General features: G+C 68.1%; 17 protein-coding genes and 1 pseudogene. 6 read left to right on the top strand and 12 right to left on the bottom strand.

Annotated elements, in window-relative coordinates; translation table 11 throughout:
- Positions 1–19 precede the first annotated feature (19 nt).
- From ACJ4V0_RS18635 to zapE, 10 genes and pseudogenes are all read right to left on the bottom strand, one after another.
- Positions 20–766 carry an SDR family oxidoreductase gene (locus ACJ4V0_RS18635; protein ID WP_448301108.1) on the bottom strand — a complete coding sequence of 249 codons (747 nt, stop codon included), beginning with the start codon at positions 764–766 and terminating at the stop codon, positions 20–22.
- Between the two features lie 53 nt (positions 767–819).
- The gene (odhB, locus tag ACJ4V0_RS18640) at positions 820–2,046 is read right to left on the bottom strand and encodes a 2-oxoglutarate dehydrogenase complex dihydrolipoyllysine-residue succinyltransferase (RefSeq protein ID WP_448301109.1); all 1,227 of its coding nucleotides are present in this window, start codon (positions 2,044–2,046) and stop codon (positions 820–822) included.
- A gap of 78 nt (positions 2,047–2,124) precedes the next feature.
- Complete coding sequence (locus tag ACJ4V0_RS18645) at positions 2,125–5,085, bottom strand: 2-oxoglutarate dehydrogenase E1 component (protein WP_448301110.1); 2,961 nt, start codon at positions 5,083–5,085, stop codon at positions 2,125–2,127.
- 129 nt (positions 5,086–5,214) lie between these two features.
- Positions 5,215–6,102 carry a succinate--CoA ligase subunit alpha gene (sucD, locus tag ACJ4V0_RS18650; protein ID WP_448301111.1) on the bottom strand — a complete coding sequence of 296 codons (888 nt, stop codon included), beginning with the start codon at positions 6,100–6,102 and terminating at the stop codon, positions 5,215–5,217.
- 794 nt (positions 6,103–6,896) lie between these two features.
- Positions 6,897–8,087 (bottom strand): annotated as a pseudogene (sucC, locus tag ACJ4V0_RS18655) (ADP-forming succinate--CoA ligase subunit beta); the annotation flags it as partial.
- Positions 8,088–8,193: 106 nt separating this feature from the next.
- Positions 8,194–9,159, bottom strand: a complete 966-nt coding sequence (mdh, locus tag ACJ4V0_RS18660) for a malate dehydrogenase (RefSeq protein WP_448301112.1) — start codon at positions 9,157–9,159, stop codon at positions 8,194–8,196.
- 448 nt (positions 9,160–9,607) lie between these two features.
- On the bottom strand, positions 9,608–10,357 hold the full coding sequence (locus ACJ4V0_RS18665; protein WP_448301113.1) for a carbonic anhydrase: 750 nt from the start codon (positions 10,355–10,357) through the stop codon (positions 9,608–9,610).
- Positions 10,358–10,408: 51 nt separating this feature from the next.
- A complete protein-coding gene (locus ACJ4V0_RS18670) occupies positions 10,409–11,044 on the bottom strand; it encodes a TetR/AcrR family transcriptional regulator (protein WP_448301114.1) in 636 nt (211 codons plus the stop codon).
- Positions 11,028–11,753: a DUF1003 domain-containing protein gene (locus tag ACJ4V0_RS18675; protein ID WP_448301115.1), complete on the bottom strand. Its 726-nt coding sequence runs from the start codon at positions 11,751–11,753 to the stop codon at positions 11,028–11,030. The genes ACJ4V0_RS18670 and ACJ4V0_RS18675 overlap by 17 nt, the downstream gene beginning before the upstream one ends.
- Before the next feature lie 40 nt (positions 11,754–11,793).
- Positions 11,794–12,969, bottom strand: a complete 1,176-nt coding sequence (gene zapE, locus ACJ4V0_RS18680; RefSeq protein WP_448301116.1) for a cell division protein ZapE — start codon at positions 12,967–12,969, stop codon at positions 11,794–11,796.
- 198 nt (positions 12,970–13,167) lie between these two features.
- On the opposite strand from zapE, the gene sdhC reads away from it, so the two are divergent.
- The 5 genes from sdhC to ACJ4V0_RS18705 all read left to right on the top strand — a co-directional run bounded on the left by sdhC (position 13,168) and on the right by ACJ4V0_RS18705 (position 18,569).
- Positions 13,168–13,575 (top strand): succinate dehydrogenase, cytochrome b556 subunit, encoded by a 408-nt coding sequence (gene sdhC / locus ACJ4V0_RS18685; RefSeq protein ID WP_448301117.1) that lies wholly within the window; start codon positions 13,168–13,170, stop codon positions 13,573–13,575.
- A gap of 15 nt (positions 13,576–13,590) precedes the next feature.
- The gene (gene sdhD, locus ACJ4V0_RS18690) at positions 13,591–13,986 is read left to right on the top strand and encodes a succinate dehydrogenase, hydrophobic membrane anchor protein (RefSeq protein WP_448301118.1); all 396 of its coding nucleotides are present in this window, start codon (positions 13,591–13,593) and stop codon (positions 13,984–13,986) included.
- 33 nt (positions 13,987–14,019) lie between these two features.
- The gene (sdhA, locus tag ACJ4V0_RS18695; protein ID WP_448301119.1) at positions 14,020–15,840 is read left to right on the top strand and encodes a succinate dehydrogenase flavoprotein subunit; all 1,821 of its coding nucleotides are present in this window, start codon (positions 14,020–14,022) and stop codon (positions 15,838–15,840) included.
- A gap of 330 nt (positions 15,841–16,170) precedes the next feature.
- Entirely contained in the window at positions 16,171–17,871 is a 1,701-nt protein-coding gene (locus ACJ4V0_RS18700; RefSeq protein ID WP_448301120.1) for a carbamoyltransferase C-terminal domain-containing protein, read from the top strand.
- 140 nt (positions 17,872–18,011) lie between these two features.
- On the top strand, positions 18,012–18,569 hold the full coding sequence (locus tag ACJ4V0_RS18705; protein WP_448301121.1) for a hypothetical protein: 558 nt from the start codon (positions 18,012–18,014) through the stop codon (positions 18,567–18,569).
- Positions 18,570–18,602: 33 nt separating this feature from the next.
- On the opposite strand, the gene ACJ4V0_RS18710 is transcribed toward ACJ4V0_RS18705, so the two are convergent.
- Complete coding sequence (locus tag ACJ4V0_RS18710; RefSeq protein ID WP_448301122.1) at positions 18,603–19,571, bottom strand: tyrosine recombinase XerC; 969 nt, start codon at positions 19,569–19,571, stop codon at positions 18,603–18,605.
- Between the two features lie 174 nt (positions 19,572–19,745).
- Here ACJ4V0_RS18710 and ACJ4V0_RS18715 point away from each other — a divergent pair, with 174 nt between their 5' ends.
- Entirely contained in the window at positions 19,746–21,920 is a 2,175-nt protein-coding gene (locus ACJ4V0_RS18715) for a primosomal protein N' (RefSeq protein ID WP_448301123.1), read from the top strand.
- Here ACJ4V0_RS18715 and ygfZ read toward each other — a convergent pair.
- Entirely contained in the window at positions 21,917–22,780 is an 864-nt protein-coding gene (ygfZ, locus tag ACJ4V0_RS18720; protein ID WP_448301124.1) for a CAF17-like 4Fe-4S cluster assembly/insertion protein YgfZ, read from the bottom strand. The genes ACJ4V0_RS18715 and ygfZ overlap by 4 nt on opposite strands.
- Between the last annotated feature and the right edge of the window lie 36 nt (positions 22,781–22,816).

The raw sequence follows: 22,816 nt of genomic DNA on the forward strand, positions 1-22,816 counted from the left end.
GAGCGGACGGAGCAGGCGCTCAGCGCCCGCCGGATGCGGTGATGAAAGTTCCGGTGCAGTAGGAGGCCTCCTCCGAGAGAAGCCACAGCGCGGCGCGGGCGATCTCTTCCGGATCGCCGATCCGCTGCATCGGGATGGAGGGGCGGATGCGCTCGACCCGGCCGGGGTCGCCGCTCGCCTCGTGGATGTCGGTGGTGACCATGCCGGGGCGGACGGCATTCACCCGGACGCCTTCCATCGCGACCTCCTTGGCGAGGCCGATGGTGAAGCTGTCGACGGCACCCTTGGTGGCGGCATAGTCGACATATTCGTTCGGGCTGCCGAGCACCGATGCCACCGAGGAGATGGCGACGATGGCGCCGCCCTTGCCCCCGCGCTTCGTCGACATGCGCTTCACCGCCTCGCGGCAGCACAGGATGGTGCCGACGACGTTGATGGCGACGATCGTCTGCAGCCGCTCGATCGTGTAGTCCTCGACGCGGCCGGAGCGCGACACGACGCCGGCATTGGCGATGAGGCCCGTGAGCGTGCCCATCCGGTCGGCGGCGGCGAAGATGTGCTCGATGTCGGCTTCGACCGACACGTCGCCCCGGCAGGCGACCGCCCGGCCACCCCTCGCGATGATGGTCGAGACCACCTCGGTCGCCGCCTCCACGTTGGAGGCGTAGTTGACCACGACCTGGTAGCCGCGCGCGGCCGCCAGCAAGGCGCAGGCGCGCCCGATGCCGCGGCTCGATCCGGTGACGACGACGACGCCTTTGGTCATGCTGGTCTCCTCGCGCCTCGCGGGGAGGCTTGCAGTGGACGCTCGCCCGGGCCTCAGAGGTCCATGACGAGACGGGCAGGGTCCTCGAGGCTCTCCTTGACGCGCACCAGGAAGGTCACGGCCTCCTTGCCGTCGACGATGCGGTGATCGTAGGAAAGCGCCAGATACATCATCGGGCGGATCTCGATCTTGCCGCCGACAACCATCGGCCGCTCCTGGATCTTGTGCATGCCGAGGATGCCCGACTGCGGCGCGTTGAGGATCGGCGTCGACATCAGCGAACCATAGACGCCGCCGTTCGAGATGGTGAAGGTGCCGCCCTGCATCTCCTCGATGGAGAGCTTGCCGTCGCGGGCGCGGCGGCCGAAATCGGCGATGGTCTTCTCGACCTCTGCGATGCCCATCCGGTCGGCATCGCGCACCACCGGCACGACGAGGCCCTTGTCGGTGCCCACCGCCACGCCGACGTGGCAGAAATTCTTGTAGACGATGTCGGTGCCGTCGATCTCGGCATTGACCGCCGGGATGTCCTTCAGTGCCTGCACGCAGGCGCGCACGAAGAAGCCCATGAAGCCGAGCTTCACGCCGTGCTTCTTCTCGAACAGGTCCTTGTACTGGTTGCGCAGGGTCATCACCGCCGTCATGTCGACCTCGTTGAAGGTCGTCAGCATGGCGGCCGTGGTCTGCGCCTCCTTCAGGCGGCGGGCGATTGTCTGCCGGAGGCGCGTCATCTTCACGCGCTCCTCGCGGGCCGCGTCCTCCGGCTGCGAGGCCGGGCGGGGCGCGGAGACCGGAGCTGCGGCCGGAGCGGGAGCGGCAGCGCCGCCGGTCGCGATGGCGGCGAGCATGTCGCCCTTGGTGACGCGGCCGTCCTTGCCGGTGCCGGTGACGCCGGCCGGGGAAACGCCGGTCTCGGCGGCGATGCGCGCCACGGCCGGGCCGTTGTCGGCGGACGCGGCCTTGGCCGGGGCGGCGGCCGCCTTCGGGGCCTCGGCCTTCGGCGCCTCGGCGGCCTTCGCCGGTGCCGCCGCTGCCGCGGCCGCGCCCTCGGCGATCTGACCGAGCAGGGCTGCAACACCCACCGTCGTGCCGGACTCGGCGACGATCTCCGACAGCGTGCCTGACGCCGGGGCGTTGACCTCGAGCGTGACCTTGTCGGTTTCGAGCTCGACCAGCGGCTCGTCCTGCTTCACCGCTTCGCCGGGCTTCTTGAACCACTTGGCGACGGTGGCCTCGGTGACGGATTCGCCGAGCGTCGGAACGCGGATTTCGGTGGCCATGTGTTCAGTCCCTTGCGGGCCTCTCTTCGGTCGTGTGGGGTGCGGTGCGGCCGGCCTGCCGGAGCAGGCCGGTCGTCGTCATGCGAAGGCTTCGTCCAGGAAGGCCTGGAGCTGGGCGTTGTGGCGGGACAGGAGGCCCGTGGCAGTCGCGGCCGAGGCCGGGCGGCCGACATAGCGGGCGCGCTTCGACTTGGAGCCTGCGGTGCCGAGCACCCATTCCAGATAGGGCTCGACGAAGGTCCAGGAGCCCATGTTCTTGGGCTCTTCCTGGCACCAGATCACCTCAGCGTTCTTGAACCGGCCGATCTCGCCCGCCAGCGCCTTGAGCGGGAAGGGATAGAGCTGCTCGACGCGCATCAGATAGACGTCGTCGATGCCCCTTTTGATGCGGTCCTCGTAGAGGTCGTAATAGATCTTGCCCGAGCACAGCACGACACGCCGGATCTTCTTGTCGTCGACCAGCTTGGTCTCCTGCCCGGGCAGAATCTGGGCATCGTCCCACAGGACGCGGTGGAACGAGGTGCCGGCGGCGAACTCGTCGAGCCTGGAGACCGCGCGCTTGTGGCGGAGCAGCGACTTCGGCGTCATCAGGATCAGGGGCTTGCGGATCTCGCGCTTCAGCTGCCGGCGCAGGATGTGGAAGTAATTGGCCGGCGTCGTGCAGTTGGCGACCTGCATGTTGTCCTCGGCGCACATCTGCAGGAAGCGCTCGAGGCGGGCGGAGGAGTGCTCCGGACCCTGGCCCTCATAGCCGTGCGGCAGCAGGCAGACGAGGCCCGACAGGCGCAGCCACTTGCGTTCGGCCGAGGAGATGAACTGGTCGAACACCACCTGCGCGCCGTTGGCGAAGTCGCCGAACTGGCCCTCCCACATGGTCAGCGCGTTCGGCTCGGCCAGCGAGTAGCCGTACTCGTAGCCGAGCACCGCTTCCTCGGAGAGCATCGAGTTGATGACCTCGTAGCGACCCTGTTCCTCGCGGATGTTGTTCAGCGGCGTGTAGCGCGCCTCGGTCTCCTGGTCGATCAGCACCGAATGGCGCTGGGAGAACGTGCCGCGCTCGCAGTCCTGGCCGGACAGACGGACGCGATAGCCTTCGTCGCAGAGCGTACCGAAAGCCAGCGCCTCGCCGGTCGCCCAGTCGATGCCCTCGCCCGTCTCGATCATCTTCCGGCGGTTGTCCATGAAGCGCTGGATGGTGCGATGGGCGGTGAAGCCCTCCGGCACCTTGGTGATGGCCGTGCCGACGCGGACGAGCTGGTCGCGCTCGACGCCAGACGCGCCGCGGCGCGGATCGTCGTCGGAGGAGGCGCCGCCCGACAGGCCGGCCCACTTGCCGTCGAGCCAGTCGGCCTTGTTCGGCTTGTAGGACTGGCCGGCTTCCATCTCGGCATCGAGACGGGATCGCCAGTCGGCCTTCATCTTGTCGACTTCGCCCTCGGTGACGACGCCCTCGGCGATGAGCTTCTTCGAATAGGTGTCGAGCGTCGTCGGCAAGCCGCGGATCTTCTTGTACATCAGCGGCTGAGTGAAGGCCGGCTCGTCGCCCTCGTTATGGCCGAAGCGGCGGTAGCACCACATGTCGATGACCACCGGCTTCTGGAACTTCTGCCGGAACTCGGTCGCCACCTTGGCGGCGAAGACCACCGCCTCCGGGTCGTCGCCGTTCACGTGGAAGATCGGCGCCTCCACCATCTTCGCCACGTCCGACGGATAGGGCGAGGAGCGCGAATAGCGCGGATAGGTGGTGAAGCCGATCTGGTTGTTGATGATGAAGTGGATCGAGCCGCCGGTGCGGTGGCCCTTCAGGCCTGACAGGCCGAAGCACTCGGCCACGACGCCCTGGCCGGCGAAGGCCGCGTCGCCATGGATCAGCAGCGGCAGGACGGCCGTGCGGTCCTCCGGCGAGCAGCCGTGCTGGTCCTGCTTGGCGCGCACCTTGCCGAGCACCACGGGATTGACGATCTCGAGGTGCGACGGGTTCGGGGTGAGCGACAGATGCACCCTGTTGCCGTCGAACTCGCGGTCCGACGAGGCGCCGAGGTGGTACTTCACGTCACCCGAGCCTTCCACGTCGTCGGGCGCGAAGGAGCCGCCCTTGAACTCGTGGAACAGGGCGCGGTGCGGCTTGCCCATCACCTGCGTCAGAGTGTTCAGGCGGCCGCGGTGGGCCATGCCCATCACGATCTCCTTCACGCCGAGATTGCCGCCGCGCTTGATGATCTGCTCCAGCGCCGGGATCATGCTCTCGCCGCCGTCGAGGCCGAAGCGCTTGGTGCCGGTGTAGCGGACGTCGAGGAACTTCTCGAAGCCCTCGGCCTCGACCAGCTTCTGCAGGATGGCGCGCTTGCCTTCCTTGGTGAAGGCGATCTCCTTGTCGGGCCCCTCGATGCGCTCCTGCAGCCAGCCCTTCTGGGCCGGGTCGGTGATGTGCATGAACTCGACGCCGAGCGTCTGGCAATAGGTCCGCTCGAGGATCGCCACCATCTCGCGGATGGTCGCGAACTCGAGGCCGAGCACCTTGTCGATGAAGATCTTGCGATCGTAGTCGGCCTCGGTGAAGCCGTAGGAGGTCGGGTCGAGCTCCTCGTGGGTCTTCGGCGGATCGAGGCCGATCGGATCGAGATTGGCGTGCAGATGGCCGCGCATCCGGTAGGCGCGGATCAGCATCAGGGCGCGCACGGAATCGCGCGTCGCCTGCTGCACCTGCTCGGCGGTGATCTCGGCGCCCTTGCCCTTGTCCGCCGCTTTGGCTTTGAGCTTGTCGCCGATCGCCTTCTCCACCGCGGCCCAGTTGCCGTCGAGCGCCGAGATGAGCTCGCCGCCGGGGGTGACGGGCCAGTTGGGCTGCGTCCAGGAGGGACCCGCCGCGTTCTTGACCACGTCCTTGCGGTCGTCGCCGAGCGAGGCGAAGAAGGCCTGCCATTGCGCGTCCACCGAGGCGGGATCGGCCTCGTAGCGGGCGTAGAGATCCTCGATATAGGCGGCATTGCCGCCATAGAGAAAGGACGTGAGCGCAATGGTCTCGTCTTGGCGTGCCATGATCGGTTCCTGCAGCAATGGGATCGCATCGGGCGACCCGGTGTCCGTGCTGTCATACGGGGCGTCTTCAGACGCCTTCTCGATGGCGGAAATCGGCCCGGATCGGGCCGATTTCCTGATTGGCAGGCGTCAGCGCTTCTTCAGCACGTCCACCAGGGTCTTGCCGAGGCGGGCCGGCGAGGGCGACACGCGGATGCCCGCTGCCTCCATGGCGGCGATCTTGTCCTCCGCGCCGCCCTTGCCGCCGGAGATGATGGCGCCGGCATGGCCCATGCGGCGGCCGGGAGGCGCCGTGCGGCCGGCGATGAAGCCGACCATCGGCTTCTTGCGGCCCTTCTTCGCCTCGTCCCTGATGAACTGGGCGGCGTCTTCCTCGGCCGAGCCACCGATCTCGCCGATCATGACGATCGACTCGGTCTTGGGGTCGGCGAGGAACATCTCCAGCATGTCGATGAATTCGGTGCCCTTGACCGGGTCGCCGCCGATGCCCACCGCCGTCGTCTGGCCGAGGCCCTCGCTGGAGGTCTGGAACACCGCTTCATAGGTGAGCGTGCCGGAGCGCGACACGATGCCGACCGAGCCCTTGCGGAAGATGTTGGCGGGCATGATGCCGATCTTGCACTCGCCGGCGGTGACGACGCCCGGGCAGTTCGGACCGATGAGGCGCGACTTGGAGCCCTCGAGCGCGCGCTTCACGCGGATCATGTCCTGAACCGGGATGCCTTCGGTGATGCAGACGATGAGCGGGATCTGCGCGTCGATCGCCTCGCAGATGGCGTCGGCGGCGCCCGGCGGCGGCACGTAGATGACGGAGGCGTCGGCCCCGGTCGCGTCACGCGCCTCGGCGACGGTGTCGAAGACCGGCAGGCCGAGATGGGACTGGCCGCCCTTACCGGGGGCGACGCCGCCGACCATCTTGGTGCCGTAGGCCAGCGCCTGCTCCGAATGGAAGGTGCCGTTCTTGCCGGTGAAGCCCTGGGTGATGACCTTGGTCTTCTTGGTGATGAGAATGGACATTCAAGACTCCTGTGCGAGCTGGCTCAGCCGCCGCGATGAGATGTGCAACCGAGGGCCCGCGAATGACGATCCGGGGACGGCCCCCTCGCGGGGCCGGTCGCCGGTCTTGCAAGTGGCTCCCCCGACAGGCGGAGGAGACTCCCGGAACCGCGTGGATCGACTGACGCGCCAGCCTGATGGGATGGCGCGTCAGGCGTATGTCACTTCTTGCCCTTGCCCTTCGCAGCGGCCTTGGCGGGAGCCTTGGCAGCGGCGGCCTTCGGAGCAGCAGCGGCCTTCGGGGCAGCAGCCTTGGCCGGGGCCTTGGCAGCGGCAGCTTTCGGAGCAGCAGCCTTGGCCGGAGCCTTCGCAGCGGCAGCTTTCGGAGCAGCAGCCTTGGCCGGAGCCTTCGCAGCGGCAGCTTTCGGAGCAGCAGCCTTGGCCGGAGCCTTCGCAGCGGCAGCTTTCGGAGCAGCGGCCTTGGCCGGGGCCTTGGCAGCGGCAGCTTTCGGAGCAGCGGCCTTGGCCGGAGCCTTCGCAGCGGCGGCCTTCGGAGCAGCAGCCTTTGCAGCACCCTTGGCCGGGGCGGCGGCCTTGGTTGCCGACTTGGCGGCAGCGGCCTTGGCCGGAGCCTTCGTTGCCGGAGCCTTTGCGGCAGGCGCCTTTGCGGCAGGCGCCTTCGACGAGGTCTTCGAACCGGTCGACTTGGCAGCCGCCTTGCTCGCCGGCTTCTTCTCTGCCTTCTTGGCGTCAGACTTCTTGGTGTCGGGCTTCTTGGCCGGAGCCTTCGGAGCCTTCGGCGGAGCCTTGCCGCCGCCCTTCACCGCGTTGACGATCTTCTGGGCGGCGTCGTCCAGGTCGTCGGCGGGGATCACGTTGAGGCCGGACTCGCGGATGATCTTCTTGCCTTCTTCGACGTTCGTGCCCTCGAGGCGCACGACGAGGGGCACCTGCAGGCCGACCGCTTTCACCGCGGCGAGCACGCCGCGGGCGATGACGTCGCACTTCATGATGCCGCCGAAGATGTTGACGAGGATGCCCTTCACCTTGGGGTCGGCGGTGATGATCTTGAACGCCGCCGTGACCTTCTCCTCGGAGGCGCCGCCACCGACGTCGAGGAAGTTCGCCGGACTCTCGCCGTAGAGCTGGATGATGTCGAGTGTCGCCATGGCGAGGCCGGCGCCGTTGACCATGCAGCCGATCGTGCCGTCGAGCGCGATGTAGGCGAGGTCGAACTTCGAGGCCTCGATCTCCTTCTCGTCCTCTTCCGTCGTGTCGCGCAGTTCGACCACTTCCGGATGCCGGTAGAGCGAGTTGGAATCGAACGACACCTTGGCGTCGAGCACCTTGATCTGCGCGTCCTTGGTGACGATCAGCGGGTTGACCTCGAGCATCTCCATGTCCTTCTCGACGAAGGCCTTGTAGAGGATGCCCGCAACCTTCTCGGCCTGCTTGGCGAGATCGCCCGAGAGCTTCAGCGCCTTGGCGATGGTGCGGCCATGGTGCGGCATGTAGCCGGTGGCCGGATCGACCGAGAAGGTGATGATCTTCTCGGGCGTCTTGTGGGCGACTTCCTCGATATCCATGCCGCCTTCGGTGGAGACCACGAAGGCCGTGCGGCCGGTCTCGCGATCGACCAGCATGGAGAGATAGAACTCCTTCTCGATGTCGGATCCGTCCTCGATGTAGAGGCGGTTGACCTGCTTGCCGGCCGGGCCGGTCTGGATGGTCACCAGCGTCGAGCCGAGCATCTGCTTGGCGAAGGCCTCGACCTCCTCGATCGACTTGGCGAGGCGCACGCCGCCCTTCTCGCCCGCCGCCTTCTCCTTGAACTTGCCCTTGCCGCGTCCGCCGGCATGGATCTGCGACTTCACGACCCAGAGCGGGCCGCCCAGCTTCTTCGCGGCGGCCTTGGCCTCCGACGCGTTGAAGATGGGGACACCGCTCGATACGGGGGCGCCGAATTCCTTCAGCAAGGCTTTCGCCTGATATTCGTGGATGTTCATCTGAGACCCTCTGTTTTGCGGTCGTGGCCGCTTTCTCAGGTTGTTGGGCTGCTGCGCCGACAGACGCCGAAGCGCCCGCCGGTCTCCTCATTCCACTGGACGCGACTTACTTCGCGAGCTCGGGAGCGATGGTCTTGCACGCGTCGACGAGGCCCTTCACCGAAGCGACGGACTTCGCGAACATCTCCTGTTCGCCCTTGTCGAGCTCGAACTCGATGATCTTCTCGACACCGCCGGCACCGATGAGCACCGGAACGCCCACATACATGTCCTTCACGCCGTACTGGCCAGTCAGGTAGGCGGCCGACGGGAGAACGCGCTTCTTGTCCTTGAGGTAGCTCTCCGCCATGGCGATGGCGGAGGCGGCCGGCGCATAGAAGGCCGAGCCGTTGCCGAGCAGGCCGACGATCTCGCCGCCGCCCTTGCGGGTGCGCTCGACGATGGCGTCCAGCTTGTCCTGGGTGAGCCAGCCCGACTTGACGAGCTGGTTCAGCGGCACGCCGCCAACCGTCGAGTGGCGCACCATCGGCACCATGTCGTCGCCGTGGCCGCCCAGCGTCCAGGCATGGATGTCCTCGATGGACACGCCGGTCGCCTCGGCCAGGAACAGCTCGAAGCGCGACGAGTCGAGCACGCCGGCCATGCCGACGACCTTGTTGGCCGGCAGGCCGGAGAATTTCTGCAGCGCCCAGACCATGGCGTCGAGCGGGTTGGTGATGCAGACGACGAAGGCGTTCGGCGCATACTTCCGGATGCCCGCACCGACCTGCTCCATCACCTTCAGGTTGATGCCGAGGAGGTCGTCGCGGCTCATGCCGGGCTTGCGCGGCACACCGGCGGTGACGATGCAGACGTCAGCGCCCTCGATGGCCTCGTAGCTGCCGGCGCCGCTCATGACGGCGTCGAATCCCTCGACGGCCGAGGCCTGCGCGATGTCGAGCGCCTTGCCCTTGGCGGTGCCTTCCGCGATGTCGAACATCACGATGTCGCCGAGCTCCTTGAGTCCGGCCAGGAGAGCGAGGGTGCCGCCGATCTGGCCGGAGCCGATCATCGCGAGTTTCTTGCGCGCCATGGAGAGTCTTTCGCTGAAAGTGTTGCGGGAGCGGCGTGACCGCCTGCGGCCCCTTCTAATCCAGAAAATCCGCGGTCTTTCAAGCTGTGCTTTGATCTGATCTAGCGGATTTGCGTGAGTCGCGCATCCCCGCGCGCGGACCGGCCGACAAGAACTGAAAAGGGTGTTGTCGCAGGAGGTTGTGCGGATATGGCTGACGCGGGGCGGGATGGGGCCGGAGGTGGACCTTGGGTCCGTCCGCCTCGTCCTTGACGGACGCTTAACGGAATCGCAGCAGACCGGTCGTTACGAATTACAAAATATGTAATATGTAAAGAACTTCGACTGATGCGTTCTCGGCGGTGGCCCCGCAGCCTGCCGCGCGGCAGCTTTCGCCCCTTACCGGCGAGGGGCGGATACCGGCGCCGCTGGTGAGGTAGCCCAAACGCCGTCCGGCTGCCCGTGTGTCTCACGCGAAAACGTCGACGACCCCCGTGGCGAGGTCATAGTGCGCTCCGACGATCCTGATCGTGCCCGCCTTCGCCGCCTCGGCGATGATCGGTCCCGCCAATTTCAGCCGCGCGACGGTCCGGCTGACGTTCTCCCTGATGGCATTGTCGACGTAATCGCCCGGGCGCCCCCGCGCAGAGAGTGCGGCCGGCACGATCGGCTCGATCATCGGTCCGATGGCGCCGGGATAGGTGGTGTTCTTGGTGACCACGTCGCAGGCGGCCACCACGGCGCCGCAGCGGGAATGGCCGAGCACCATGATGATCGGCGCCTTGAGCACGGCCGCACCGAATTCGAGCGTGCCCATCGCCACGGTGTCGACCGTATTGCCGGCGTTTCGCACCACGAACAGTTCGCCGAGCGTCAGGCCGCCGAAAATCAACTCAGGTGGCACGCGGCTGTCGGCGCAGCTCACCACCGTGGCCCAGGGCGCCTGACCCGAGACGGTGTCGGCGCGGCGCCGGGCCATGTCCGCGACGCAGGACTGCGGATTGGTCACAAACCGCTGGTTGCCGGCCTTCAGTCGCTCCAGCGCCTGGTCGGGCGTCAGCGTTGCGGCCGGTCCGCTGGCCGCCATGGCCGGCCGCGTGCCCGCAAGTCCGAGGCTCATTGCCAGCCCGGCCGCGCCCAGCAGCGCCCGGCGATCAAGGCCTCCTCCACAATCCTTGCACATGGTCTTCACCTCAGGGTTGCCGACCCTGGTCCTCATGAACGCCAATGTCGGAGCCTGAAGGAAACTCGGCGGGGCCTTGCTCCCGGGTTAAACAATTCCGGAAACAAGGGTCCGGATAATCACGCGGGTCAGCAGGCCAAGGCGCTGCTCCACCTGCTGGCGCGACAGATCCTTCATCTCGGCCACCAGCACGGGATGGACGAATCGCTGCATCGCGTCGGCGACGAAGGCGACGGCCCGCTCCTCGTCCCTGATGCGGAAGGGTCCAGGCTCCAGCCCCTCGTCGACGATCGAGGCGAGAAAGGTGCGGATGCGGGCGCGATGCGCCATGATCGTGTCGCGACGGGCTTCCCACAGGCTGGCGAAAGTCGCGTAGATCGGGGGGTCGCGGTCCAGTCCCTCGCGCTGCGCCTTCGCCCAGGCCGTGAGGAACCGCTCGAGCTTGTCGTCTGCCGGGTCGGGGGCGTTGGCGATGTCCCCGAGGGCGAGTTCCACCGACCGCGCCCAGGCCACCACGACAGCCTCGATCAGGCCAGCCTTGGAAGGGAAGAAGCGATAGACGTTGGCGTGACTCATGCCGGCTTCGCGTGCGATCGACACGACGGTCACCCGTTCCGGCCCGAACCGGCGGATGTGGTCCGCGGCGATCGCCACGAGGCGGGCCTCGACCCTGTCGTCGCTGGCCGCCGCAACGCTGGAAGCACGGTCAGGCCGTCGAGCCACGGGACGCCCTCAGGTCCTGGAGAAGTTCGATCTGCAGGGTCTGAATCTCCGCCAGTCGCTCCCACTGCCGGTTCAGGAGGTGGTCGATCTTCTCGTGCAGGTGGCGGATCTCGAGCTCGGCCTTGAGGTTGACCCGGAAGTCGTTCTCGGAGCGCCGGCGATCCTTCGCCTCCTGTCGCCTCTGGCTCATCATGATGATGGGAGCCTGGATTGCTGCGATGCAGGACAGGATGAGGTTCAGGAGGATGAACGGATAGGGGTCGAAGGCGCGCATCGCCGTCACGACGTTCGTCGCCATCCAGATGGCGAGAAGAAGGAAGAACGCCATGATGAAGGTCCAGGAGCCGCCGAACTCGGCCACCTTGTCCGCGAGCCTTTCGCCGATGGTGCGCCCGCTGTCGATCACATCCTCGACGTTGGTCGCGAGGATCTCCTGGCTGCGCAGGCTCTCCACGACATCGCGCTCGAGAGCGGTGATCTCGCCGCGCTCCGCCCTGAGGAGGTCTTCGACATAGCGGCCGCGATAGTCGGCAATGATACTGCGGTCGATGACGTCCGTCGGCTGGAGCGCGGGAAAGTCCTGACGGATGAGATCCGCCACCCCCGGTCTGATCGCCGACAGGCGGATGTCATTGCCGGCGGCAATGGGCCTGCCGCTGATGGCGCAGAGGGGCCCCCGGGCATCATCCCTGTCACGCGGTGTCCGCATCTCGTCCTCCCGTCCACGGCGCCGGAGGGGCGCCGCAGCGTCACGTCTCGACGATGCCGCCCGTATCGCCGGCGCGCTCGTTGCGCCTCTCGTGGGGCAGCGCAAGGTATTCGTTCGACCGCATCTCTATCAGGCGCGAGGCGGTGCGGTGAAACTCGAATTCCTCGGTGCCGCTGTCGGACAGGTAGAGCCGCGTCGGCTCGGCGCCGGCGCTGGCCACCAGCTTGACCTGATTGTCGTAGAGGGCGTCGATCAGCGCGATGAAGCGCTTGGCCTCGTTGCGCTTCTCCAGCCCTTTCATCACCGGGATGCGGTCGAGCATCACAGTGTGGAAGGCATGGGCGATGGCGAGATAGTCGGAGGCTCCCAGCGGCTTCTCGCACAGATCGGCGAAGGCGAAGCGCGCGACGCCATGGGCCTGGCGCGGCACGGGAACCTGTCTGCCCCTGACTTGGAGCGTCGTGGCCTCGCCCTCGACGCCGCCAGTCAGGCGCCACCAGAAGGCGTCCATGGCGTGGTCGGAATCCGCACCGGGCGGGGTCAGCCAGACCGGCTGTCCCGCCAGCTTCTCCAGCCGGAAATCGGTGCGCGATTCCAGCTTCAGAACGTCCATCCGTTCCTGCAGCAGCTTGACGAACGGCAGGAACAGCGCGCGGTTGAGCCCGTCCCGGTAGAGCTGATCCGGAACGACGTTGGAGGTCGCGACCACGACGACGCCCTCCTCGAACAGCTTGCCGAAAAGCCGGCCGAGGATCATGGCGTCGGCGATGTCGGTCACCGAGAACTCGTCGAAACAGAGAAGCCAGGCCTCCTCGGCAAGATCGGCCGCGACGGGGCCGATCGGGTCGTCGCCCTTCACTTCGCCGGCCTTCAGCTTCTGTCGCCAGGCGTGGATGCGCTCGTGGACGTCGGCCATGAACTCGTGGAAATGCGCCCGGCGCTTGCGGCGCACCGGGCTCGCCTCCATGAACAGGTCCATCAGCATGGTCTTGCCGCGACCCACATCTCCCCAGATGTAGAGGCCGCGCACCGGCTCCTGCTTCTGCCCGCGCGAGAACAGCCACGCGAGCGCCGAGGACTTGCGTCGCGCCAGGCGGTAGTCGGCGAGACGGTCGTTCAACGCCGACAGGCGACGGGCCACGGCCGCCTGGGCGGCGTCGAAGGAAATCTCGCCGGAATCGACCAGCGCCTGATAGCGGGAGAGGGTGTTGGGCATGAAGACCAGCCATTAGCGGGCGGGCCTCGCAGGGGCAAGCGCGGGCGCGAAACCGGCCGCCATGCGAATTCGCGGCGCGCGTCCCTCCTTTGTCTCATTCCAGACTCGTTGCGTCGGCGCGCCCCGTCCCTTAAACAGACCGGTGATTTCCGGCGGGCCTGACAGCATGCGCCTCGCCGGTCTTGAGGAATGCCCCGGATGGCCGATTCAAAGCCCGTCATCGAACGACCGCTCTCGCCGCACCTGCAGATCTACCGGCCGATGCTGACGATGATGATGTCCATCGTCCATCGCATCACCGGCGGGGCGCTGTTCTTCGGCACGCTGCTGATGCTGTGGTGGCTGATCGCCGCGGCATCCGGCCCGACCGCCTACGCCAATTTCCAGTGGTTCGCCGGCTCGATTATCGGCCGCCTGATCCTGTTCGGATACACCTGGGCTCTCTACCACCACATGCTCGGCGGCATCCGCCACTTCATCTGGGACACCGGACGCGGCTTCGGCCCGGCCGAGCGCGAATGGCTGGTGCGCGCCGGGCTCATCGGCTCCATCGTCCTGACCATCCTGACCTGGATCGTCGCCTACGCCGTCCGCGGCGGGTTCTGAGGAAGGGCCGGAATCATGTCGCATTCCAATTCGTCCATGCGCACCCCGCTCGGCCGCGTCCGCGGTCTCGGTTCGGCCAAGTCCGGCACCGAGCACTTCTGGATGCAGCGCCTGACCGCCGTCGCCAACGTGCCGCTGTCGCTCTTCGTCATCGGGCTGATCATTACCACGGCTGGCGCGAACTATGCCGCCGTCAAGGCGACCCTCGGCTCGCCGCTCGTCGCCATCCCCCTGATCCTCTTCGTGATCTCGGCGACCTACCACATGCGGCTCGGCATGCAGATCATCATCGAGGACTACGTGCCGGCCGAGGGCGCCAAGGTCGTCCTGCTGCTCGCCAACACCTTCTTCTCCGTCGCGGTCGGGCTCGGCTCGGTCTTTGCGATCCTGAAACTCTCCTTCGGCGTATAAGCGTCGCAACCTGACATTCCGGGAGCTCGCCCCATGGCTGAAGCCGCCGCACCTGCCGCCAACGGCCGTGCCTATGACGTGACCGACCACACCTATGACGTCGTGATCGTGGGGGCCGGCGGCGCCGGCCTGCGCGCCGTCGTCGGCTGCGCCCAGGCGGGCCTCAAGACCGCCTGCATCTCCAAGGTCTTCCCCACGCGCTCCCACACGGTCGCCGCCCAGGGCGGCGTCGCCGCCTCCCTCGGCAATATGGGCGAGGACCAGTGGCAGTGGCACATGTACGACACCGTCAAGGGCTCCGACTGGCTCGGCGACCAGGATGCGATCGAATATCTGGTGCGCAACGCGCCTGCCGCCGTCTATGAGCTCGAGCACTGGGGCGTGCCCTTCTCGCGCACCGAGAGCGGCAAGATCTACCAGCGCCCGTTCGGCGGCATGACCACCCATTTCGGCAAGGGCACGGCCCAGCGCACCTGCGCCGCCGCCGACCGCACCGGCCACGCCATGCTGCACACGCTCTATGGCCAGGCGCTGAAGAACAATGCCGAGTTCTTCATCGAGTATTTCGCCATCGACCTGATGATGTCGGAGGACGGCCGCTGCCTTGGCGTCGTCGCCCTGAAGATGGACGACGGCACGATCCACCGCTTCCGCGGCCGCCAGACGATCCTCGCCACCGGCGGATACGGCCGCGCCTATTTCTCGGCGACCTCGGCCCACACTTGCACCGGCGACGGCAACGCCATGGTGCTGCGCGCCGGCCTGCCGCTGCAGGACATGGAGTTCGTGCAGTTCCACCCGACCGGCATCTACGGCTCGGGCTGCCTGATCACGGAAGGGTCGCGCGGCGAGGGCGGCTACCTCACCAATTCCGAGGGCGAGCGCTTCATGGAGCGCTATGCCCCCTCCGCCAAGGACCTCGCCTCCCGCGACGTCGTCTCGCGCTCGATGACCATCGAGATCCGCGAGGGCAGGGGCGTCGGCAAGAACAAGGACCACATCTTCCTGCACCTCGACCATCTCGACCCGAAGATCCTCGCCGAGCGCCTGCCGGGCATCTCCGAGAGCGCCAAGATCTTCGCCGGCGTCGACGTGACCAAGGAGCCGATCCCGGTCATTCCGACGGTCCACTACAACATGGGCGGCATCCCGACGAACTATCACGGAGAGGTGCTGACCAAGAAGAGCGGCAACGCCGATTCGGTGGTCCCGGGCCTCATGGCCATCGGCGAGGCGGCCTGCGTCTCCGTCCATGGCGCCAATCGCCTCGGCTCCAACTCGCTCATCGACCTCGTGGTCTTCGGCCGCGCCGCCGGCCTGCGCGCCGCCGAGACGGTCACTCCGGGCGAGAAGCACGAGGATCTGCCGACGAACGCCTCCGACCTCGCCCTGTCCCGTCTCGACGCCTTCCGCCATGCCTCCGGCTCGACCGCCACCGCCGAACTGCGCAACGGCATGCAGCGCGTCATGCAGTCGAACTGCGCGGTGTTCCGCACCGGCGAGGTGCTGGAGGAGGGCCGCAAGCTCATCTCCGACGTCTGGCGCAGCGCGTCCGACGTCAAGACCACCGACCGCTCGCTGGTGTGGAATTCCGATCTCATCGAGACGCTGGAGTTCGACAATCTCATCGCCCAGGCCGTTGTGACGATGGAGTCGGCGGCGAGCCGGCAGGAAAGCCGCGGCGCTCACGCGCGCGAGGACTTCCCCGACCGCAACGACAAGGACTGGATGAAGCACACGCTTGCCTTCGCCGATACGGCGGCGAAGACGGTGACGCTCGACGACCGTCCGGTCCACACCTACACGATGACCAACGAGATCCAGTACATCGAGCCCAAGGCGCGTGTGTACTGAGGCGGGCATCGCTTTGATCGACTGGAATGCACTGGAGGGCTGGCTCATCACCGCCCTCCTTTTGCTTGTCGGGGTCGCGCTGGTCTGGTGGCGTCGATGGCGCCGTGATCCCGAGGGCTTCCGCAGGGGCTGGTCGCGCCTGCCGTCCGACTGGCGGCAGCCGTCGGACCGCTTCCGCCCTCCATCGCGCTGATCCGCGCCCTGCCGGACTGGAAGGCAAACAGCGGCCGCGATCAGTGTTTCTGCCCCCCGTTCTGTAACGGTTCGTTGCGGCGCGAAGGGCGAGCGGGTAATCACTGACGGCCTTGCCAACTGGAAAAGCGCCGCCCCGTGATCATCCTCGGTTTCTACCAGTCCCACGATGCCTGCGCGGCGCTCTATGACGACTACCGCTGCATCGCCTCCGTCGCGCTGGAGCGCGTGACGCGCATCAAGACCGACGGCTATCGCTTTCCGGCCGAGGCAGTGGCCGAATGCCTGGCCGAGGCTGGACTGAAGCCCTCCGATATTGGAGCCGTCTGTTTCCCGCGCATGCGCTATCCCGCGCAAGATGTGCGCAAGAGCGCGAAGCCGTTCGGCGGCCTGTTCGCCACCGGCAGGATCGATCCCATCGCGCCGCTGCGCTCCGGCCGGGTCCGCGATCTCGCCGAGGTCGTCGATACACAAGGCCTCGCCGCCCGCCATGGCTGGCCGGCCGGGGTCGAGACCTTCTTCTACAACCACCATAAGGCCCATGCGCTGAGCGTGCTCGCCCACATGCCTGCCGACGACGTGCTGCTTTACACCTCCGACGGTGGTGGTGACGACGTCTTCTATTCTGCCCGCCTGCTCAGGGACGGCCGGCTGACCGACCTGTTCGGCGGCGAGGCCGACACGCTCGCCCGCCCCGTGCCGCAGCGGCCGGGCGACAGCCTCGGCAAGCTCTACGCCTACGTGACCGAAGCGCTCGGCTTCCGCTCGCTGCGCCACGAGGGCAAGGTCCTCGGCCTCGCCGCCTTCGGCAAGCCGGTCCATGCGGAGCGGCTGACGGCGCTCTACGCGGTTTCCGACGACGGACAGATCCACTGTTCCCTGCCGCGCTGGCGGGTGCGCATGCTGGTCAACAGCCTGGCGAAGAGCTGCGCGCGCGAGGACATGGCCGCGAGCGTCCAGCAGACGCTCGAAACCGTCACGCTGGCGGCGCTCGACAGGATGCTGCGCCGCGCGCCGGTGCGCCATCTCGGCCTGTCCGGCGGCGTCTTTGCCAATGTGAAGCTGACCCAGCGCATCGCCGAGCGTTTCGACCTCGACGAGATTTTCGTCTATCCCGCCATGTCCGACCAGGGCGAGGCGGACGGCGGCGTACTCGAATACCTGCTCAAGCGCGACGGCCTCGAGACATGGCTGACGCACCGGCACCGCCTGTCCACCGTCTATCGCGGCCGCGACTACTCGGGTGAGGTCGAGCGGGTCTTCGCCTCCGGCGGCGCTGTGAAGCGCCCGGCGGCCGATGCGGTGGAGGAGGCGGCATCCCTCATCGCCGGCGGCGGCATCGTCGGCACCTATCTCGGCCGCATGGAATATGGCCCGCGCGCGCTCGGCGCCCGCTCCATCATGGCGGCGGCCACCGACCGGTCGATCAACGACTGGCTCAACAAGCGGCTCGACCGCACCGACTTCATGCCCTTCGCGCCGGTGGTCAGGGCCGAGCGGGCGAACGACCTGTTCAAGCTGCCGCCGGAATTGCACTACACCGCCAATTTCATGACGGTGACCTGCGACGTGAAGCCCGAATGGCGCGACCGCATCCCGGCCTGCGTCCATGTCGACGGCACGGCCCGGCCGCAGCTCATCCATCGCGCGCAGAACCCGGTCTATTACGACGTCCTCGCCGCCTACGAGCAGAAGACCGGCATTCCCGCCCTGATCAACACCTCGTTCAACGTCCACGAGGAGCCGATCATCAACAGGCCGGAGGAGGCCCTGCGGGCGCTGAAGGAGGGGCGGGTGGATCACCTCCTGTCGCAGCAGGCGGTCTGGTCCCTCGGCTGAGGCAACCTCTCCGGGTGGGTCCCGCGAGCGGGTGGCGAGCCCGACGCAGCCCCGCTGAAACGCAGCCGCCGCATTCTGCGCCGTCGTCCAGACATATTGATCGGGCCTGATGGGCCTCGTTGTCTGGCCATGGACTGCCGATGCGCCGCTACCTGCTCCGCCCGATCATCGTTCTCGCGGCGATCTTCGTCCTCGTCGAGACCTGGATATGGGAGCATGTCGGCCCCTGGATCCGCCGCTTCGTCGAGATCCTGCCGTTCAAGGCGCTGAAGCAGGCGATTCTCGACGGCATCCAGCGCCTGCCTCCCTATGCCACGCTCGCCGTCTTCGCGGTGCCGGTGGCGGTGCTGTTTCCGTTCAAGCTGGCGGCGCTGGCTCTGATCGCCGGCGGCCACCTCGTCCTGGGCTTTCTCATCTTCGGTCTTGCCAAGGTGGTCGGCGTCGGTGTCGCCGCCTTCCTGTTCGAAGCCTGCAAGCCGAAGCTGATGCAGATCCCGCTCTTCGTCACGCTCTACACGCTGTGGAATGGCTGGGTCGTCTGGGCGCACCGCTACATCGACCCCGTGAAGGCGCGCATCCGCGGCTACACGCGGCTCCTGCGCGGCGGCCGGTCGGGCCGGGCCTTCCGTCTGCTCATGCGGTTTCGCCGGCTGAGGCGCGAGCGCACGGCCCAGCGCGCAGGTGCGGCAACGGCCTGAGCCATGCCCGCTTCGCGAGGCGCGTGGACCTGCTCACGCCCGCGGGTGGGTGCTCTCATAGACCCGGAGCAGCGCCGCGGTGTCGACCTCGGTATAGATCTGCGTCGTCGATAGCGAGGCGTGGCCGAGCAGTTCCTGGATCGACCTGAGATCGCCGCCGCGCCCCAGCAGATGGGTGGCGAAGGAATGGCGCAGCGCATGCGGCGTCGCCGTCTCCGGCAGGCCGAGAGCGCCGCGGCGGCGCTCCATGGCGAGCTGGATGATGCGCGGCGACAGGGGGCCGCCCCTGACGCCGATGAAGAGGGGACCGTCAGGCCCGGGCGCCCAGGGACACAGCCGCCGGTAATGGTCGATGGCCTCCGCGACACGCGCGATGACCGGCACCTGCCGCACCTTGCCGCCCTTGCCGAGCACCGTGATCTGTCCGTCGCCTCCGGCAGGCGGCGCGTCCTTCTGTGTCAGGCCGAGCGCTTCGGAAATGCGCAGTCCGGAGCCGTAGAGCAGCGCCAGCACTGCCGCATCGCGGGCGATGACCCACTCGGCCGCATCGTCATGGGCGCGGGCCTCGACGGAAGAGACGCTGCGCGCCGCCGCAACGGCGAGCGGGCGTGGCAGGCGGCGGCCGGCCTTCGGCGTGCGCACGGCGGCAAAGGCGGCCATCCGGCCGCGGCCCTCGCGTTCGAGGAAGCGCGCGAAGGATCGCACCGCCGCCAGCGCGCGGGCGATGGAGCGGCCGTCAAGGCCGTCGCCGCGCCGTCGCGCCATGAAGCCGCGCACGTCGCGGGGCTGCAGTTCGTCGAGCGCGCCGAGCGATGCGGGCCCGCCCAGATGCCCGGCGAGGAAGGTGAGGAAGACCCTGGCGTCGCGCCCATAGGCCTCCAATGTCTTCGGCGACAGCCCGCGTTCGGCCGAGAGATGCTGCAGCCATTGCCCGATCGCCGCCATCGTGTCGTCGGCGGCGCCGGGGATGAGGAGGTTCGTCGCGGTTGCGGGAGGCGCCATGGCGACAGCCTGCCACGGCGCCGGTTCACGCCCCGTGAACGGGCGTGGCGGCGTTCGCGACCGGACGGTCCTTCCGTAAAGGAGTCCGCCTCGGGGCTGCGACGCCGGCATCCCATGACAGCCGGACGAGGCGCACCCATTCCCTTCGCGCCGCCGTCGCGCTAGGCCAGCGCCATGAGCCCGCCCCGCTACGCCGACGTGCTGATTCCGGTCGCCGTCGACCGGCCCTACAGCTACCGCATCCCGGAAGGGATGGCGCTGAGCCCCGGCGATGTCGTCGCCGTGCCGCTCGGCAACCGCACGACGCTCGGCGCGGTCTGGACCCTTCGCGACGAGCCCGGCGGCGTCTCGCACAACCGGCTGAAGGATGTCGCCGCCCGCTACGAGGTGCCGGCCGTGCCGCATGCGGTGCGGCAGCTCTGCGACTGGCTCGCCGACTACACGCTTGCGCCCCGCGGCATGGTGCTGCGCATGGCGCTGCGCGACCCCGACGATCTCGCACCCGCGAAGCCGCGTGTCGGCGTGCGGGTCACGGGCGACCAACCCGGCCGTATGACGCCGGCGCGCGTCAGGGTGCTGAAGCTGCTCGCCGACGGTCTCGCCCGCGCCAAGGGTGAGACGGCGCGCGAGGCCGGCGTCTCCGCCTCGGTGGTGGACGGTCTCGTCGACGAGGGGGCGCTGGAGGCCGTTCTGATGCCCGCCGAGGCCCTGGCGCGGCTCGATCCGGAGCACGGGATGGCTGCGCTCAACGATGCCCAGCACGCCGCGGCCCTCGCCGTCTGCGACGCTGTGGCCGCACGCGCCTTCGCGGTGCAACTGCTCGACGGCGTCACAGGTTCCGGCAAGACCGAGGTCTATCTCGAGGGTGTCGCCGAGGCGCTCCGGCAGGGCCGGCAGGTGCTTATCCTCGTCCCCGAGATCGCGCTGACGACGCAGTTCCTCGACCGCTTCGCGGCGCGCTTCGGCCACCGACCCGCCGCCTGGCATTCCGGCGTCGGCGCGACGAAGCGCGGGCGCGTCTGGACCGGCGTCGCGGCGGGCGAGGTGCAGGTGGTGATCGGCGCCCGCTCCGCGCTGTTCCTGCCTTTCGCCGACCTCGGCCTCATCGTTGTCGATGAGGAGCATGAGGGCGCCTACAAGCAGGACGACGGCGTCCACTACCATGCCCGCGACATGGCGGTGGTGCGCGCCCGCCTGCAGGACATTCCCGTCGTCCTCGCCTCGGCCACGCCCTCGGTCGAGAGCCGGGTCAATGCCGACCGCGGCCGCTACCGCCGCCTCGTCCTGCCCGAGCGTTTCGGTGGCCGCGACATGCCGAAGATCGCCACCGTCGACCTGCGCAGCGCCGGCCCGCCGCGCACCCGCTGGATCGCCCCGGCCCTGGAGGCGGAGGTGCGGCGCACCGTCGAGGCGGGCGAACAGGCGCTGCTCTTCCTCAACCGGCGCGGCTATGCCCCGCTCACTCTCTGCCGCACCTGCGGCGAGCGTCTCCAGTGCCCCAACTGCTCGGCCTGGCTGGTCGACCACCGCTTCCGCCGCCGGCTGGTCTGCCACCACTGCGGCTTCAACATGCCGCCGCTGGAACACTGTCCGAAATGCGAGGCGGTCGACAGTTTCGTCGCCTGCGGACCCGGGGTCGAGCGCCTCGCCGAGGAATGCGCCACGCTGTTCCCCGAGGCGCGCCTGCTGGTGCTGTCCTCCGACATGGCAGGCGGCATCGAGCGCATCCGCCAGGAGATCGAGGCGGTGGCGCGCGGCGAGGCCGACATCGTCATCGGCACGCAGCTGGTCGCCAAAGGCCACAACTTCCCCAATCTGGCGCTGGTCGGGGTGATCGATGCGGACCTCGGTCTGTCCAATGCCGACCCCAGGGCCGGCGAGCGCACCTTCCAGCTGCTGCAGCAGGTGGTCGGACGGGCCGGGCGGGCGAAGGACGGGTCGCGCGCCCTGATCCAGACCCACCAGCCGGAACATCCGATCATCCAGGCCATCGTGAAGGGGGACCGGGAGGGGTTCTACGAGGCCGAGATCGCCATGCGGGAAGCCGCGATGCTGCCGCCCTTCGGCCGGCTCGCCGCGCTGGTCGTCTCGGCCGAGGCATTGGGCGATGCTCAAGCCTATGCGCGCACGCTGGTGCGCGCCGTGCCGCCGACGCCGGAGGTGAAGGTGCTGGGCCCGGCCGAGGCGCCGCTGGCGCTGGTGCGCGGTCGCCACCGCGTGCGCCTCCTCGCCCGCTCAGCCCGCGCCTTCGACCTGTCGGGCTGGATGCGGCGTTGGCTGTCATCTGTCGAGGCGCCGCGCGGCAATGTACGGCTGGAGATCGACGTCGATCCGCAGAGCTTTCTCTAGGCGGCGGGAGCGTCCCCCGGCCAGTCGAACCGCGCCCAGTCGGGCTTGCGGGGGCTGATGGCAATCCCCCCCGCGATGATCGGCTCGCCGGCCGCCAGGGCCTCGGCGATCCGGTCGAGGCGAAGCTTGGCGAGCCCATCGCCCTCGGCCGCCGAACCCATGACGCCGATCGTCCTGTCGCCGGCCGTCACGTCCAGCCCTTCCATCGGCGGGAAGTCTGGAAAAGCAACGGGGATGACGCGGGTGCGGGCCGTGCCGCGATGCTGCATCCGGCTGACCACCTCCTGCCCGACATAGCAGCCCTTGTGGAAGTCGACCCCGGCGAGCTGGTCCATGTTCGCCTCGTGCGGAAAGGTGTCGCCATAGATGAAGTCGCGACCGCCCTCGGGAATTCCGAGGCGGATACGGTGGGCGTCGTAGGCGCTGGCGTCCGAGACGATTTCCAGCGGCAGCGGCGCGACCATGCGCCAGCCGAGTGCGGGGTGGCGCGGATCGCGTGCGACGACACCGCCGAGGGCGGGCAGGTCACCCTCGCCCCAGAAGGCCGTGACGCCGAGCTGATCCGACTGGTCCTCGACCGCGACCTTTGCCCGCAGCCGGTAGAAGGCGAGCTTTTTCGCGAGGTCCGCGGCCAGCGCCCGCGGCGCGTCGATGAGGAAGCCGCCGCCGACGGTGTCCGGCGCGGCGAGCACGAGGAAGTCGACGACGATCTTGCCCTGCGGCGTCAACAGCGCACCGAAACGCGCCTCGCCCTCGGGCATGGCGAGCACATCGCAGGTGAAGAGCCCCTGCAGGAACTTCGGGGCTTCCTCGCCGGTCACCCGGACGACGCCCCGGTCGGGCAGGAATGCGCTCTGCATGAAACGGTCTCTCGCTCGCTTGGCACGGTTGTCGTT

The organism is Phreatobacter aquiterrae, from assembly GCF_053471285.1.